The sequence below is a fragment of the Rummeliibacillus sp. TYF-LIM-RU47 genome, assembly GCF_008638315.1.
Lineage (GTDB): Bacteria > Bacillota > Bacilli > Bacillales_A > Planococcaceae > Rummeliibacillus > Rummeliibacillus stabekisii.
The window spans coordinates 188,647-203,696 of sequence record NZ_VVIR01000004.1 but is presented as its reverse complement, the minus strand read 5'-3'; the positions used below and the strand labels follow the sequence as shown (position 1 = coordinate 203,696).

Sequence of the window (15,050 nt, the reverse complement as noted above, 5' to 3'; positions counted from 1 at the left end):
TATTAGGCACGCCGCCAGCGTTCGTCCTGAGCCAGGATCAAACTCTCCATAAAAGTGTTTGATTGCTCAAAATTTCACTAGCGCATCATCTTTACGATGATGACTTTAAAACTAACAGTTGTTAGTAGTTTAAATGATTAACATCTTGCTTGTTCAGTTTTCAAGGTTCATTTCGTTGTCGCCTTAACGACTTAACTATCTTACCATGGTTAAAATCATTAGTCAACAACTTTTTTAAAATAATTTAAGTCGTCTACTATCAGTCTTGCTCATTCTGACGAGTCAACGTTAACAACTATACTCTCTTACTATAAATGAGTCAACTATTTTTTTATAAAGTTTTAAAATACAAGCCTCTAACATATATATACTTTGGAGGTGAGCATACTGATTAAAAGAATACTGCTACTGATGATAGTAATGTTAGCTATTCTACTCGTCTTTATTCCGACTAAAAACAATTTACTTAGTGTATTTCGGTTAACAGATGAGCCAAACGTTATTTTAAAGGGAACATACGGAAAGGCATTAACAATTGATCTTTCATATGCCGATGAGGAATTTATCAAATGGCTAAACGAAACAAAATCTCCTTACCCATTATTAATGGTAGACCCAGCATTATTAGAACGTTCTAAAACTCTCGTAAAAGTCATTAAGTCTAAAAACATTCCTGTTGGTTTATTAGGCAAAAGCAGTGAAATATATGAGGAAAACCCTTCTCAACTGGAACAAGATATAGAATTGTTCAACACCATTATGAAACAACCTCCACTTTGGTTCAGAACGAAAGATTACATCTTCCTGCCAAACGTTTCAAATGCTTTATGGAAACAAAAGATCAATATGTTAGCAGCATCTAAAATGGGCACAAATTCAAAAGAAATAAAGGTTTCAAACGGAGACATTATTGCCATCCCTTATCATCAAGAAGAAAGAATCACCATAAAAAACTTAGAGCGACTAATTGAGAGTAACCAATTTGGACAAATTGAAGAAGTTATTTTTGGTTATTCCGCAACCACTAAAAAGTATCCTAAATAGAAAGAAGGCTATTTCACCATAACCAGGGAAATAGCCTTTCTTTACTTTTGTTTCGCTTTTTTTCGGTTTGTTTGTTGATTATTCGCTTGTTGTTTTGTAGCGTTGGCATTATGTTCTTTACGGCGCTCTTCCCTTTTCTTCAAATCAGCTGCTGATTGTGCATTATATTTAGGTAATTCCAGTAGTTGGAATGCATTAACAGCCAAAATTGGGAATAATAAAATCGTGATATATTGATTGCCTCCTTCAGTACGAACCCAAAGCGCAATCAGCCATTCGATAATACTTACAAAAACCATGAAAAATAAAGCGGAGATAAGGATATGCTTTTTATTCGTCATTTTGACTTTTTTGATAGCCGTCAAAAAAGCAGCTACTAATAATACCGCTAATAAACCTATGTATAGGAACCAATCATTTGCAGTATCGGCATATGGCCTAAAACGGAAATAAACCACATCTGCAATCGCTATAATCATCAACAATAGTTGTACCCAATTCCACAAAGTTAATGAGCGGAAAATATTTACCCCGATTTGATGCACCGTCAGATAGGCAAAATACCCCATTTGGCAAACCATGCTAATTGTAAATCCAAGAAATACAAACCACAATAAGCCACTGATTGCTTCTGTTAGTTCACCATTAGAAAAATGCGGTCCATAAAAATTTCCCCACCGAACGATTAAACTCATAACCCCAGTGACCAAGCCGCCTATAATCAACGCTCTTAAAGCAAACTTCAACCAATTACGTATCGTCACAACGAGTGTCCTCCATTTTTTTAGAAGTTCTTGTTTCATTCTAACATGAATATTTAAAAAATCTATTTCTTCTCGTTCCCCATACATATTACACGGGCTTTTGTGAACAATAAATGAAACGACTGATACACAAAAGTGAGGGAAGGTTATGTATAAAAAAGCCATTATCTTTACATTTCTTCTTGCTCTTTTAACAGGTTGTTCCGCTGCTGCTCCTCCTCAAAGCCAATCGTATGAAGATATAAAAAAATCCACTCTAGATGCATTGCAAACAGAGGAAGGAAAAAAGGTCATACGAAAACTTCTAGAAGATCCGGCCATGAAGGATATGCTTGTGCTCGAGCATGATGATGTCAATTCTGCTATAGAGGACACATTGCTTTCTAAAAAGGCCGAAGAATATTGGAAAACCCAATTTGAAGATCCTAAATTCCGCGAAACATTTGCGAAAAGCTTGAAAAAGGAACAAAAGGATCTACTGAAAGATTTAATGAAGGATGCCTCTTTCCAAAAAGACTTGGAACAATTTTTCTCTCAACCCGACATGCAAAAACAATTAGAAAAAATCATGAAATCAGCAAGCTCTAAAGAAGATTTAGAAAAAGTGATTGCTGAAGTCATAAAAAGCCCAATGCTACAAGAAAAGTGGGCAAAGCTAATTGAATCGTCAGGAGAAAAGTCTAAGTCTTCAGATGGCGGTGGCGGCAGTGATGGTGGCCAAGGTGGCGGTGGCGGCGGCTCCGGTAAAGGAGTTGGCGGTAAGTAAGCATGAAAAAGGGATGAAGCATTTAGCTTCATCCCTACTTTTTTTACCTTAATCTTCTTGCTCTAATTTATCACTTACACGCTGTGCAATTTCTAAATAAATTTGACCTGTTGAATGATTTTTGGCATAAACAGATGGCGCAAAATCAACTTCATTCCAATCTGGTTGTCCTAAAGGTATTTGGCCAAGTAAATCAGTTCGCAATTCATCGGCTAGCTTTGGACCGCCGCCTTTTCCAAATACATATTCTTTTTCACCTGATACATCAGATTGGAACCAAGACATATTTTCAATCACACCAAGGATTGTATGCTCTGTTTTGATAGCCATAGCACCAGCACGAGCTGCTACGAATGCTGCAGTTGGGTGTGGCGTTGTTACAACGATTTCATTTGATTCTGGCAACATTTGGTGAATATCAAGCGCAACATCCCCAGTGCCCGGAGGAAGGTCTAATAATAAGTAATCTAACTCTCCCCATTCAACATCACGGAAGAATTGATCCAATACTTTGCCAAGCATAGGTCCGCGCCATACAACTGGTGCATTATTTTCGACAAAGAAGCCCATTGAAATCATTTTTACTCCAAATCGTTCCACAGGGATTATACGATTCTCTTCTACAATTGGCATAGTTTGTACACCCATCATATCCGGTACACTAAAGCCATAGATATCTGCGTCAATTAAGCCTACTTTTTTCCCTAAACGTGATAAAGCAACCGCTAAATTGACAGCGACAGTAGATTTCCCCACTCCGCCTTTACCTGACGCAATGGAGATGAATTTCACTTTATTTAAAGGCGATAACAAATCCTGTGCTTCTGCACGAGTGGCAGTTCCACGGAATTGCTCGATATTTTCTTGAGGAAGTTCTTGGAATCTGATGCCGACTGTTTTAAATCCTGCTTCCTTTAATGTATTGACGATTTCCATTTGAAGAGAAAGCTGTTCAGGTGTATTTGTTTTCGCAATTGCAATTTTTACACTGACATGTTCTTTCTCTTCTTTAATTGAAACCTCTAAAACCCCACCAGTTTCCTTTAAGGATTTATGTAGAAAAGGATCTTTTAATGCTCCCACTAATTCCAGAACTTGTTGTTCATTAATCACTGTAGACACTCCTCTATTGCGTTTGCCTTTAGTATATCATAACGCTTACAAATAAGTATTATGGCATATCTTATTCAATAGAGGATTCAGAATAGCGTTCAATACCATCCACAATTGCTTCCGCCATTTTTCGTTGATAATCAGGAGAAGACAATAGCTCTGCTTCTTCAGGATTACTTAAAAAGCCGGTTTCAACTAATACAGCTGGCATTTTCACTTTTTTCAGCAAATATACTTGCTTAATAGCTAGCGCTTCACGCTCTGTATTTTTTAGGTTCTCCTTGATGGAGTCTTGGATAGAATTAGCTAACAATTCTCCTGCTGGATGCCCATTCGCATGGTAAAATACTTGAGCTCCACGCCACTTTGTTTCAGGAATAGCATTTGCATGTATGCTTAGGAATAAATCCGGTTTTTCCTTGTTTACTAATTTTTCTCTTAAAAATATGTCTTGCTTTTTGCGTTCTCTCAATGTGTTAAATTCAGCTTTAGGTGTATGCTCGGCGATCACATCATCATTCTTTGATCTTGTCATATATACCGTTGCGCCTTTTTTCTTTAAAAGCTTTTCCACTTCTTTCGTAATAGCCAACGTTACATTTTTTTCAATCAACTTATCTGTAGACGCCCCTCCATCAATCCCCCCATGTCCCGCATCCAATGCTATCTTGACGCCACCCAAGGTCTCGGAAATAAAGAATCCGCGATTAGATGCTTTGGTTTCATACACAACTATGAAAATACAAGCTACTAAAACAACACTCCATATCATCCAACGTTTCAATCACAGACACCACCTTTTTACCATACCATATGCGGAAGACTGTCCCGATATGTCGGTGCATAAGCAAAACAAAAACCCCTTCTCTGTTGTATGAGAAAGGGGCTTTGTTTATTTGTATTAATAAGCGCGGGCAAACCACACTGTATGTTTTGCTTCTTTTCCACAATTCAAGCATGTATGCTTTGTTGTTGGCGGATTGAATGGTATGTTTCGCGTAGTGAATTTTGTTTTTTCTTTTATCGTTTCTTCACACGCGTCATCTCCACACCAGCCAGCTAAAACCCAACCAGGAATGGTTTCTTGTTCTTTAGACTTTTCTAAATGGGTTGTTAACTCATCCAATGTTTCAATATGCGTGTGTGAATTCTCTGTTCGGAAAGCTTTTGCTTTTTCCAAAAGGCGTGTTTGCATCATTTCAAGTTCTTTTTCTACATGTTCAATGACTGCATCTAAAGATACTGAAACTTTTTCATCCTCATCGCGTGCTTTCATTAAAGCTTGCTGATTTTCTAAATCACGAGGACCAAGTTCAATACGGACAGGAACACCTTTCAGCTCCCATTCATTAAATTTATAGCCGGGCGATTGATCTGAATCATCCAGACTAACACGAATACCTTTCGCTTTCAATGCCGCGAAAATTTCATCGAGTTTCTCAACAATGGCAGGATTCTTTTTCCATGGACCGACCGGAATAAGTACCACTTGTGTAGGTGCTATCTTTGGTGGCAAGACAAGGCCTTTTTCGTCACCGTGAACCATAATAACAGAACCAATCAAGCGTGTAGATGTTCCCCAAGAAGTTGTATGCACGTAAGTATGCTTGTTTTCTTTATTCAAGTATTTGATATCAAATGCTTCCGCAAATTTTGTACCTAAATAATGAGAAGTCCCCGCTTGTACAGCTTTTCCATCCTTCATCATCGCTTCAATAGAGAAAGTATCAACCGCACCGGCAAAACGTTCTGATGGTGTCTTTTGCCCATCATAAACAGGGATAGCAAGAAGTCCTTCAACTACCTCTTTATATATAGATAGCATTTGCATCGTTTCTTTGCGTGCTTCTTCTTCATCTACATGTGCAGTATGACCTTCTTGCCACAGGAACTCGGATGTACGAATGAATGGAAGAGTTTTCTTTTCCCAACGGAATACATTTGCCCATTGGTTAATTAAAACTGGAAGGTCTCTGTAGCTTTTAATCCAGTTTGAATATAGATGGCCAATCATCGTTTCAGAAGTTGGACGTAACGCCAAACGCTCTTCTAATTCTTCTCCTGCTGCTTCTGTCACCCAAGGAAGCTCTGGTGAAAATCCCTCAATATGATCCTTTTCTTTTTGGAAAAAAGATTCAGGAATTAACATTGGGAAGTATGCATTGCGGTGCCCCGTTTCTTTAAATCGTTTATCCATCTCCGCTTGGATATGTTCCCATATCTCATAGCTGTCAGGTTTGAATGCAATACATCCACGTACTGGAGTGTAATCAATCAAATCTGCTTTTTGAATTGTATCAATATACCATTTTGAAAAATTGTTTGTCATTTGAGACATTTTCTTTTCCTCCTTAGAAAAAATAAAAAAAGCATAAAGCGTCCAAATAAGGACGTCTTTATGCTAGTAGACGTGGTACCACCTTAGTTCGGCGTAAATAAACTTTATGCCCTCTAAACGTTTATAACGAAACGACTCGGTTAGCTTTTCACTAACATCTCCGTGGCAGGGTTCAATAAGAAGAGGTGATATAGCTTCCAGCCTAGGCTATACTTTCTGGTTCACAATTCTTATTTACTTGATCACTTCACTGATTATATATATAAACAAATATATCAACTTGTTTCAGATACTTCAATCATTAGTATCAACACAAATGCTAATTTGTATACCATATTAACATATTCTTTTTCTAATATGGATAGAAGATTTATAAGTCTGCTCCCCCTACCGTTACTTTCGACGATGGATAGGGGGTTTTATAATTGGTTCTTCTATCAAATGGTTCACGATAATAACACGTTTTTCAATTGACTTTCTGATTAAATTAAAATAAACTACTAACATACTTTTTAAAAAGTACTTTGATTAAAGTATTTTAAATAAAGCATAAATGAACTTAACAAAAGGAAGGATTCAACAAATGAAGTTTACTCAATTCTTAAAAACAAAAGGGGCAATCGGAGCCATATTCATGGGCATATTTTATGCGGTTGCCATGTTAGGGATCTTCTTGCCTGGCTATTCAGCAATCCCAGGAAATATAGATAAATTACCAATAGCCATAGTTAATGATGATACTGGTGAATACGGTGCAAAGATTGCCGATCAGTTACAAGAGAAGCTACCGTTTAAAAAAATTGAAATGGATTTAACAAATAAAAAAGCCTTAAAGGACTTAGAACATAATGATTTAGCGTTAGTTGTACACATTCCAAAAACATTCTCTAAGAATATGCAAAAAGGTGAAACATCTTCAAGCATCGACTTTACAATCAATGAAGCCGGAGCTACAACCGTTTCCTCTTCTATCAATTCTGTCATTACGGCAATCAATAACCAATTTAGCACTCAATTTTCTCAACAGACAGCAGAAGGCATTCTAATGAACGTGAATGTACCAAAAGAACAAGCGGCTGAATTAGCCAAAAAGATTGAAACGTCGTATGTAGGAAACGTCGTAAAAATTAACGAGATGCCAGATGGTATGAATAATAACATGTTGCCAATGTTCTTAACGATGGCTGGTTATACAGGTGCGATGATTGGTGCCATGCAATTAGTAGGCGTATTCAAGAGCAGTCGTGGAAAAGCAAGTAAAACTCGCTTATTCTGCTATGTACAATTAACAGCATTGTTAGTGGCAGTAATATCATCACTAGCCGGTACAGGGATTGCATATTTAATTAATAAACCAAGCGGCAGTCTATTCTTCAGCGTATTAGGACACCAAATTCTTAATTATATGGTCTGCTTCAACTTCACAGCCATTTTAATCTTTTTAGTTGGTGAAGTAGGGATGATTTTCAACTTACCAATTTTACTCATTCAAACACTAGCAAACGGCGCGACTATTTCCCGGGATATGATGTACTTGCCGTATAAATGGATGAGCTATATTTCACCAATGTATTACTCTGTACAAGGATACTTTGCTGACTTATACGGAAGCATCAGTGCAAGTCCATATATTTGGTCAATGGTTGCAGTAGGTGCAGCTGCTATGTTGATTAACATTGGGATTGTGGCATTTATTCACAAACCTATCCCAGTAGAGGAATCTTCAACTGAAGAAGACAAATTAAAGAATTCGACTGAAGCAACTATCTAGTTTTTGTTACAATAGAGTTAACATGCTTCTTGAAGGAGTGTTAGTATGTCTATTCAAATCTTTATATTGAGCAAACTGATGGAGGGTGCCAACTACCCTTATAAATTAAAAAAACACCTATCCGATCCGATTCCATTAGATCAAATAGCTGGATTAACAGAAAGTAAGCTATATTATAATTTTGACTCCCTAGCTAAAAAAGGGTTGATTGAAATTATTGAGATTAAAAAAGAAGAAAATCGACCAGATAAGCAAGTATTTGCGATTACCGAAAAAGGTCGCGAAGAGCTGCCCAAACTCATATACAAGTTATTTGAGAATGCCAAAGAAATTACAGATATGGTCGTGGGCATAGCAAATATTAAATATGTGAACCGAGAAAAAGTAATAGAGATATTAGAAAAGAAAGCTCGAAACATTGAAAGCCAATGGGCGCACGTAATTGGGTTCAAAGACCAGATTGAGCTAGATGAAGATAGTGAGAAGTTTGTAAACTACATGACAGGTTATGTATCGACCAAAACCGAACACACGATTTTCTGGCTTGAGGAACTAATTAATCGAATTCAACAAGGACAGCTATAACAGATGAAAATAGTCAGTTTTCCTAATTAAGGAGAGCTGGCTTTTTTCTAACATTAATTGATAACAACTTATATACCAAACCTCTTTCCGATGCTATATCAGAAAGAGGTTTTTATGATAAATATGGATGTTCAATATTGTACATCAAACAAGATAACGATACGATGGCTTATTCATCCAAGGCCCTTGGCAACATTGTTTTTAAAAACATGTAAACGAGCTAATTCTCCTTGTATCAATACCAAAAATCACCCAGGTCCAACCAGTCCATCTGAAACCTGAAACGGATCTTGAACCTACGAAAACAGGATAGTACCAAAATGCTTCACCATTGTTTAGCCATACGTACGTATTACGGAACAGACACATTCTAATTGCTCCTGGATCTACTGCTAATGGTGAAACAGTTGTTGATCGTTGCGGAGTAAATGATGGGGGCGGAGCAGTTGGTGCCTGTGAAGTGCCTGGCGTTCCTGGAAATGATGGTCCTGGAGAGCTTGGTATCCCCGGTATTCCTGGAAATGAAGACCCTGGGAAACCTGGCATTCCTGATGACCCTGGGAAACTTGGAAATTGGAATGGATTATTCATTTTAAAAATCACCACCTTAAATAAAACTCTAAAGTAGTGTATGTTGTATTGTCCTTTTGTGTTCAATTACTCTCAGATCAAATAGAGTACCAATTGATACAAAATAAAAAAGAATACCCTGATATATGGGCATTCTTACTGTTTTTGTTTTTTTGGCTTCGGATCTAGAATGGATCTTAATTCCTGTATATCCTCTTCGGATAAGTTATCCTCCTGGATAAACTGTACTAACATAGACTTCAGTGTGCCGCCATAAATACGTTTAATAAACGATTCCGCCTCTGCACGCTGACATTCATCCTGCTCATACAGCGGAAAAAAGGTATACACCCTTTGTTCTTTATTTACTCCCACGACTTCTTTTTTGACAAGACGATCTAAGAGCGTGCGTATTGTTTTTGATTTCCAATCAGTTCGTTTCTGTAGGGCGGAGATTACATCATTTGCAGTAAGCGGCGCCTCTTTCCAAAGCACCGTCATCACTTCCCATTCAGACTCTGATATATTGGGAATATTTTTAGACATCATACAACCTCCTTTAGTAGATCAATAATTAATATATTCCCATGTCCTTTAAAATGGACAAAGTTATTTCTGCCGCCTTTTTACCCGATGCCTTTTCTTTTCGCTTAATATTGGTTGCAAAGAAATACGTATTCTTCCTCTTCTCAATATATCCAATGAACCAACCATTCACTTCTTTGTTATTGACAACGCCTGTACCCGTTTTCCCAGAAAGCAGTACCCCATTTTTTTGCTCGAGTTTGATTGCCTTTTTAACCGCTTGGACGTTTTTATCCTTAAACCCTAGCCGATTAGTATAGAAATTTTTTAATAACTGTACTTGTTCAACTGGCGATATTTTTAAAGATGATTCTAGCCAATATTGACTGACCCCGCCCGACATATCGGAATTGCCATATTTCATTCGTTTTAAATAGGATTCAATGATTGCAGTCTGATTTCGCCTATCTAACTCTTGAAAATACCAGCTCACTGAATTTTCCATCGCAGTCGACAAATTTTGTTTTGAATTCCAAGAATCAAAAGGATACTTGGTCCCATTCCATTTTAGGCTAGAATTTTCACCTGAAATAATACCGGACTCCAATCCGATTAATGCACTATAAATCTTGTAAGTAGAATCTGGAGAAACTCGAAGTGTACTTTTATCTTTATTATATATTTTATATTGATCAGCCTGGTTATCGTATAAGACAAAGCTTCCATCATACCCCTTGAAAAGATTACTCAGATCCAAATAACTAGTCTTTTCACTCATAAACTCATAACGATTCTGGTTCTGAGCCATAGCTGAAATGAATGGAACCTGACTCCCCACCAATATGCCTAACATCATAAAAACCACTATACTCTTCAGTTTCAAAAGCTTTGTTTCCTTTGTATAACAAGCAATATGCTCTATACGGCTTTTCATTTGCTCTTTGAAGCCATTAAATTGATTGGCTAAAATTAGGTTTTTCTGCTGCGAGACTTTCTCTATAAAATGGATAATCGTCAGCCCATATTCTTTGTGGTAATTCTCATCTAAGGAAGCTAAAACTGCATAATCGCAGGTGATTTCCCGATCCAAGCGCATCTTGCGGAAAGCTATCCAAACTAGTGGATTGAACCAGTAAATAATTTGGAAAAAGAGGATAAGGTAATTTACAACTGTATCTTTATATTTATAGTGATTAAGTTCATGTAGAAAAATATATTTGATTTCATCTTTTGACAGCCATTGATCAAAATTAGAAGGCAATACAACATAATTTCTTAGAAGACCGATTATCATCGGAGAATTGACAAGCTTTGACTCCCCTACTGCTATCTGTCCCGATATACCTAATTGCTTTTTGCACTGTTCAAATAAAAACAGTATATCTTTATTTACTAAGGGGGATGTTGTTCGTTTAATTTTCTTTATATCAAGCCAAGCAATTATTGCTAGCCATAACATAACTAGCATTCCTGCGATCCATATATAAGTTAATACCGTACCCAGAAATTCTATATTAATGCGATGAATAGATAAGGAATAACCCTGTATCCAATTCGAATGTTGAACATCTTCTGTACTCGCCAACACTGGATTTCGTTCATTATGTTGGTTGACACCCAAATCGATAGAAGGATATTTAATAGGCAGTAACTGAAACGGAATAAATGGCAGAATTAAGGCCACCATCAATAAAAACCACATATGATATTTCCCTTTTACAGATAACTGCTTTCGGAAAATTTTCCTTCCCAGCATAATTCCTATAACCGTTAAAGAAGAAACTATAAAACAAATGATGAAGTATGTAAAAAGCAATGTTTTCACCTCCATATCCAATTAAAACAAAATACGTCTATCTTTTGTTCATTCGAAGAAGTTAAATAAAATCTCCTTAAAACTACAACTGTAATATTCAAATATTATCATGACGGTTATGGTTTATCAAACACCCTCTCTACTGATGCATTATGTTGTCCCCCTTGTTAAAAAAGGTTGACCAATATGGATTACAATTGTAGTATTGTATTACACGTGTAATACATTTGGTGTGAAAGGTGGAGACGATTTAATCTATTTAAGACAATAATGATGAAATAGAAATGAGGTTATAACTTGAAGAAATTAACGAATACATTATGTAGACTAAATAAAACCCTCCTTTTATCTTTGCTAGGTTTAATCATGCTGGCTGGTTGCACAAATGCAACTAATTCTTCTGCTGCTTCACCCGAGCATAAAACAACTAAGGAAAAAGACACGCATACTGAAGAAGCTTTCAAACAGCTGGAGAGTGAGTTCGATGCCCGTCTTGGTGTTTATGCGATTGATACGAAAACAAAAAAGAGCGTCAGCTATCAATCAGATGAACGATTTGCTTTTGCTTCTACTTACAAAGCACTTGCCGCAGGTGCCATGCTTAAGCAAAAATCCATGAAGGATCTTGATAAGATTATCACTTACACTAAGGATGATTTGGTTACCTATTCACCTATCACTGAGAAATACGTAGATAAAGGAATGACAGTGAAGGATATTGCGACTGCTGCTATTCGGTATAGTGACAATACAGCAGGAAACCTACTTTTCAATGAATTAGGAGGTCCTACTGGATTTGAAAAAGCCTTAAGGATGATGGGAGATAAGGTAACACAGTCTAATCGTTTGGAACCTGAACTAAACCTTACCACTCCCGGAGACCTTCGTGATACAAGTACACCGAGAGCACTTGCCTCAAATCTTCAAAAATTCGTGATTGGTGACGTACTTCCTACAAAAAAGAAGGCTCTCCTAACCGATTTGCTAGTTGGGAACGCTACAGGGGACACATTAATACGTGCAGGTGTACCTAAGGATTGGGTTGTTGCTGATAAAAGTGGAGCAGGGGGCTACGGAACACGTAATGACATTGCAGTTGTTTGGCCACCCGATAGAAAACCAATAGTAATCGCTATCCTTTCTTCTCGCAATACGAAAGACGCAACCTATGATGATGCTCTTATTGCAAAAGCTGCGAAAGTTGTAGTAAACGCTTTAAAATAATAAACAAAATAGGACTGAGATATTTCAGTTTATATTGTTATCATGGCTAAACTTAACCATGTTTATTATAGATTTTATTAACCCAGCTACTTTCTTGTGGAAGTTAGTTGGGTTTCTTAATTATTTATCCATATGTTACTCGGCCATTAATTCTTGGTTCATTCAAATTTACTCATAAATAATCAAAAAACCCTTTCTCGGTATTTCGAGAGAGGGTTTGAACACATTGACTCACACAAAGATCCTGTTATCCGATGGTAGAAATAACATTCCCATCTTGATCTTTAATGTACGTTTTAACGACTTGGATCACGAAGCCTTTATTAGATAACAAACGAATTTCTCCTTCTTCTGGTTGAAGTTTACTCATGAGCTCGTTGACGACCGATTCATCAAGTTTTAAATGGACCAAATGCTCATCTACTTCAATTTCAGTCATTGAAGCGGGTTCTAATATTACGCTAATCTCATTATTTGTTAAAGTTAAATTTTTCCCCTTAAGCAGTCGGCCTCGTAGTAGTTTCCCAACTGTTTCTGCTTGTTTTGCTCCTAGTGTGAGCACAGATGGCTTCTTTTTGAACAAACCATTCTTACCAGATTTCCAGTCCAATTGATCCACAAATAATAAACCAGTACTCGAGCCGTCACGTTCGATACCTTTTTGAACACTTTCCTGAACAGCAGGGATTCGCAGCATAGAATTTCGGGATAAGTCTGTAATATACCCGGGAATCTCAGCTTCTCCAGCTTCAAGTAAACCTCTTGTGTTCCATATTTTCATGGCCTCCAGCTCATCCTCAGTAATCCCAACCATTTGAAGAAACTCAACGCGTCCGTTAGACGTATGCAATGTACCCAATTCTGGATCAGAGATAAAGGCAAGAGCAGTTAGCTCTGTATCTGCTCCCAAGCAGATTGGGCCATTCGCATCTAAATAATCCCCTGCGACAAAAATATTGTTACTGTTAAATACATATCGCCCCATGTTTTGAAGCAGATTTAATGCCCATGCAGGAGGCTCCTCCTCATCCTTACTGCGGGCAACCCGGAAAGAAAGCTCAAACCCGTAGCCGCTAAAATCAGTATTCTTTGATTCCTTCTCATAAAGCTCAGAGAAACCAAAAGTTACAATATGCCAATGAGGAGAAGGTATTTCTGCTTTGTAAGCACTAAGTCCATCTAATGGATCTTGTCCGCCAAGCATATAAGGAAGCACCGTACCATAATGCTTTGGCTCCTGTTCCCCATATAACTTCGTTACTGCTTCATCAATTGCATCCCATCCAGTGGTGTTAACTTCTTTCGTCATTATTTTCCCTCCATTTTAAAATGTATCTATTATTATCTTTTTCTCGATTGGAAAAGCAATCATCCCTTTACATAAGTTCCAATAATATGTATAAATTATAATGGTAAATCAGCATTATTGTAAAATATGGTTAAATTGTTCAAACATTATAGCCGCCTTTATAGAAATAGTAATCTCTTCTGTTCTTTATGCAGTATTTCTATAGTGTCTGGATTACTAAATAAAACAAAAAAAGAATGCAAAAGCAAAATTTTCTGCCCTCCGTTCTGGCAATAATTCCACTGTAATTAATTGAGCAAGCTTCTTTGCAACCTCTTTATTTAAAACGAATGCTCCTTTCACATAAATGACGATTCAGAGGAGGTTACAAATGTAAAACTAAATATACTTTTGATAAATATTTTGAAAACTTTTTTTATTCATGATAGGGTGGAGTTGTTGTCCTAAGAAAGGCATTTAATAGAGTTTGAGTCTTCTTAGTTAAAAAATTTAAAAGAAAGAGAGCGATTGTGATTGAGTCATTAACATCAAAAAAGATGATGAAGGTTTTGTTATTTTCAATTAGCGTTATAGCAGGTGTCTTGCTATATAGGATTCTTCATGAATATCTTGCCTATGTTTTTTGCTAACATGGAGAATACTGAAAAGAACATCTTAGCAATTTTTATAATAACTTTCACTGTCTATGTATTATTGAGCATCATATTTAATCTGGACACTAAAACTGATAGATACATACTCCTGGCACTCTATTTACTGGTTTTAGTATTGGGCTTACTTCGCCCTGATCAGCAATATTCCGCGAAAATTGCATTATATGCCTGGAATCCATTTGGATTTATTTCTGACATTCAAAGTGATAATTTTTCACTGATTGTTATGGTTATTAATCTCTTGATTTTTTTACCAATGTACTTTTTATTAGCATACACAAACATATTAAAAACGTTTATGAAGAGATTAATTGCTTTTGAAGTGTTTGCAATTTTAATCGAATATTTACAAGCTCAATTAAAAGTCGGTATTTTCGACTTAGCCGATATATTTTTATATAATGTGAGTTTTCTTATCGGATATATACTTTGTTTGCCAGTTTTAAAAATTTTAAGAAGGCGCTTTAGGAACAAATATTGAATGAGATATGTAATCGTGTAACCATTCTTTTTTGTACTTTTAATTTTGTCCTTAGGTTTAAGTATAAGTGGAAATGTTCAGCTGCAGCATT

At 36.7% G+C, this 15,050-nt stretch carries 14 protein-coding genes and 1 other annotated feature; of the genes, 6 read left to right on the top strand and 8 right to left on the bottom strand.

The genetic code is table 11. The features are described 5' to 3' along the window. Positions 1-411: 411 nt before the first annotated feature. On the top strand, positions 412-1,044 hold the full coding sequence (locus tag F0527_RS14680) for a hypothetical protein (protein WP_066790831.1): 633 nt from the start codon (positions 412-414) through the stop codon (positions 1,042-1,044). Positions 1,045-1,085: 41 nt separating this feature from the next. Here the strand turns inward: F0527_RS14680 and F0527_RS14675 are convergent, their stop codons facing one another. Beyond that, complete coding sequence (locus tag F0527_RS14675; RefSeq protein ID WP_147197369.1) at positions 1,086-1,808, bottom strand: KinB-signaling pathway activation protein; 723 nt, start codon at positions 1,806-1,808, stop codon at positions 1,086-1,088. A gap of 148 nt (positions 1,809-1,956) precedes the next feature. Here F0527_RS14675 and gerD point away from each other — a divergent pair, with 148 nt between their 5' ends. Continuing rightward, positions 1,957-2,574, top strand: coding sequence for a spore germination lipoprotein GerD (gerD, locus tag F0527_RS14670; RefSeq protein WP_066790833.1), 618 nt, complete (start codon positions 1,957-1,959; stop codon positions 2,572-2,574). Positions 2,575-2,622: 48 nt separating this feature from the next. Here gerD and F0527_RS14665 read toward each other — a convergent pair whose 3' ends face one another. The 3 genes from F0527_RS14665 to proS all read right to left on the bottom strand — a co-directional run bounded on the left by F0527_RS14665 (position 2,623) and on the right by proS (position 6,025). Next, the gene (locus F0527_RS14665) at positions 2,623-3,687 is read right to left on the bottom strand and encodes an Mrp/NBP35 family ATP-binding protein (protein ID WP_150285399.1); all 1,065 of its coding nucleotides are present in this window, start codon (positions 3,685-3,687) and stop codon (positions 2,623-2,625) included. A 70-nt stretch (positions 3,688-3,757) separates the two neighbouring features. Then, a complete protein-coding gene (locus tag F0527_RS14660; protein WP_150285398.1) occupies positions 3,758-4,471 on the bottom strand; it encodes an N-acetylmuramoyl-L-alanine amidase in 714 nt (237 codons plus the stop codon). A 117-nt stretch (positions 4,472-4,588) separates the two neighbouring features. Then, the gene (gene proS / locus F0527_RS14655; protein ID WP_150285397.1) at positions 4,589-6,025 is read right to left on the bottom strand and encodes a proline--tRNA ligase; all 1,437 of its coding nucleotides are present in this window, start codon (positions 6,023-6,025) and stop codon (positions 4,589-4,591) included. 45 nt (positions 6,026-6,070) lie between these two features. Then, positions 6,071-6,285 (bottom strand) — a binding site (T-box leader). Between the two features lie 323 nt (positions 6,286-6,608). On the opposite strand from proS, the gene F0527_RS14650 reads away from it, so the two are divergent. Further along, on the top strand, positions 6,609-7,796 hold the full coding sequence (locus tag F0527_RS14650; protein ID WP_150285396.1) for a YhgE/Pip domain-containing protein: 1,188 nt from the start codon (positions 6,609-6,611) through the stop codon (positions 7,794-7,796). A gap of 45 nt (positions 7,797-7,841) precedes the next feature. Continuing rightward, on the top strand, positions 7,842-8,381 hold the full coding sequence (locus tag F0527_RS14645) for a PadR family transcriptional regulator (RefSeq protein ID WP_150285395.1): 540 nt from the start codon (positions 7,842-7,844) through the stop codon (positions 8,379-8,381). Between the two features lie 201 nt (positions 8,382-8,582). Here the strand turns inward: F0527_RS14645 and F0527_RS14640 are convergent, their stop codons facing one another. From F0527_RS14640 to F0527_RS14630, 3 genes are all read right to left on the bottom strand, one after another. Then, on the bottom strand, positions 8,583-8,972 hold the full coding sequence (locus tag F0527_RS14640) for a collagen-like protein (RefSeq protein ID WP_150285394.1): 390 nt from the start codon (positions 8,970-8,972) through the stop codon (positions 8,583-8,585). A gap of 135 nt (positions 8,973-9,107) precedes the next feature. Beyond that, the gene (gene blaI / locus F0527_RS14635) at positions 9,108-9,497 is read right to left on the bottom strand and encodes a penicillinase repressor BlaI (RefSeq protein ID WP_150285393.1); all 390 of its coding nucleotides are present in this window, start codon (positions 9,495-9,497) and stop codon (positions 9,108-9,110) included. Between the two features lie 28 nt (positions 9,498-9,525). After that, positions 9,526-11,301: a BlaR1 family beta-lactam sensor/signal transducer gene (locus tag F0527_RS14630; protein WP_370454696.1), complete on the bottom strand. Its 1,776-nt coding sequence runs from the start codon at positions 11,299-11,301 to the stop codon at positions 9,526-9,528. 288 nt (positions 11,302-11,589) lie between these two features. Between F0527_RS14630 and bla the strand changes: the two genes are divergently transcribed. Then, positions 11,590-12,516: a class A beta-lactamase gene (gene bla / locus F0527_RS14625; RefSeq protein ID WP_223823620.1), complete on the top strand. Its 927-nt coding sequence runs from the start codon at positions 11,590-11,592 to the stop codon at positions 12,514-12,516. A 247-nt stretch (positions 12,517-12,763) separates the two neighbouring features. Here the strand turns inward: bla and F0527_RS14620 are convergent, their stop codons facing one another. After that, positions 12,764-13,825: a suppressor of fused domain protein gene (locus F0527_RS14620; protein ID WP_150285391.1), complete on the bottom strand. Its 1,062-nt coding sequence runs from the start codon at positions 13,823-13,825 to the stop codon at positions 12,764-12,766. Positions 13,826-14,425: 600 nt separating this feature from the next. On the opposite strand from F0527_RS14620, the gene F0527_RS14615 reads away from it, so the two are divergent. Next, a complete protein-coding gene (locus F0527_RS14615; RefSeq protein WP_150285390.1) occupies positions 14,426-14,959 on the top strand; it encodes a VanZ family protein in 534 nt (177 codons plus the stop codon). Positions 14,960-15,050: the final 91 nt, after the last annotated feature.